The sequence below is a fragment of the Streptomyces phaeochromogenes genome (assembly GCF_001418655.1).
GTDB classification, from domain to species: domain Bacteria; phylum Actinomycetota; class Actinomycetes; order Streptomycetales; family Streptomycetaceae; genus Streptomyces; species Streptomyces phaeochromogenes.
The window spans coordinates 1-1,539 of the sequence record NZ_LIQZ01000701.1 but is presented as its reverse complement, the minus strand read 5'-3'; the positions used below and the strand labels follow the sequence as shown (position 1 = coordinate 1,539).

Here is a 1,539-nt window from a genome sequence, read left to right as displayed (position 1 = left end):
GGGGAACTGCGCGACCAGCAACAGCGGGCCCGCACCATGTCACCACCAACCCCCGGAGGGCCCCGTGGGGGAGACTCGGGGTATGCGTACTGCGTACAGCGTGGAGACGGTGAGGATCGCCGAGCGGGAGCTGATGGCACGGCTGCCGGACGGGGCGTTGATGCAACGGGCCGCAGCCGGACTCGCCGCGGCCTGCGCCGAGTTGCTGGGGCGGGTGTACGGAAGCCGGGTCGTCCTGCTGGTCGGCAGCGGCGACAACGGCGGCGATGCCCTCTACGCCGGGGCCCGGCTGGCCCGCCGCGGCGCGGGCGTCGTAGCCGTGCTGCTCGCGCCCGACAGGACCCACAGTGGTGGGCTCGCGGCCCTGCGCCGGGCCGGTGGCACCGCCGTGCGCGGGGCGGACGCGGCCGAGGCACCGATCCGTCGCGCCGACCTCGTCGTCGACGGCATCGTCGGCATCGGCGGGAAGGGCGGACTAAGGCCGGACGCCGCCCCCCTCGCGGACCTGGCCCGCGAGTCCCGCGCCGCCGTCGTGGCCGTGGACCTGCCCAGTGGCGTCGAGGCCGACAGTGGGGAGGTGCGGGGCGCCGCCGTGCGGGCCGATCTGACCGTGACCTTCGGGACGCACAAGCCCGGGCTGCTGGTCGACCCCGCGAAGGAGTACGCCGGGTCCGTGCGGCTCGTCGACATCGGGCTCTCGTTGCCCGGCGAGGCCGAGCTGGAGGCCCTGCAGCACGCCGACGTGGCGGCCCTGCTGCCCGTGCCCGGGGCGGAGAGCGACAAGTACCGGCGCGGGGTCGTGGGGATCGTGGCCGGGTCCGCCCGGTATCCCGGAGCGGCCGTGCTGGCGGTCGCCGGGGCCTTGCGGGGCGGGGCCGGAGCCGTACGGTACGTCGGGCCCGCGGGGGACGCGGTGATCGCGCGGTTCCCGGAGACGTTGGTGTCGAACGGTTCGCCCGAGCGGGCCGGGCGCGTGCAGGCCTGGGTCGCGGGGCCGGGAGTCGGCGACGACGCCGATTCCGTGGCGGCCGTGCTCAAGAGCGATGTGCCGGTTCTTGTCGATGCCGATGGGCTGCGGCTCGCGGAGCGCGATGTCGTACGGGCCCGGAGTGCGCCCACGCTGCTCACGCCGCACGCCGGTGAAGCCGCCGCGCTGCTCGGTGTCTCGCGGGACGAGGTCGAGGGGGCCCGGCTGGCCTCCGTACGGGAACTCGCGGCGGCGTACGGGGCGACCGTGCTGCTCAAGGGGTCCACCACCCTCGTGGCCGACAGGGGGGGTGGGCCCGTGCGCGTGAATTCCACCGGTACCGCCTGGCTCGCCACCGCCGGGAGCGGGGACGTGCTGTCGGGGCTGACCGGGTCGCTGCTCGCCTCCGGGCTCGGGGCGCTCGACGCCGGCAGCGTGGGGGCGTATCTCCACGGGCTGGCCGGACGGTTCGCGGCGGACGGGGCGCCCGTGGGGGCGTACGACGTGGCCGACGCGGTACGGGAGGCCTGGCGGGACGTCATGGAGGGCTGAGCCGCTCCCCCGCCCCCTCC

Annotated in this window: 1 protein-coding gene; it reads left to right on the top strand. The window is 76.3% G+C overall.

What is annotated here, in order from left to right; genetic code table 11:
• Nucleotides 1-82: 82 nt before the first annotated feature.
• The gene (locus AOK17_RS47670; protein ID WP_055618836.1) at nt 83-1,519 is read left to right on the top strand and encodes a bifunctional ADP-dependent NAD(P)H-hydrate dehydratase/NAD(P)H-hydrate epimerase; all 1,437 of its coding nucleotides are present in this window, start codon (nt 83-85) and stop codon (nt 1,517-1,519) included.
• Nucleotides 1,520-1,539: the final 20 nt, after the last annotated feature.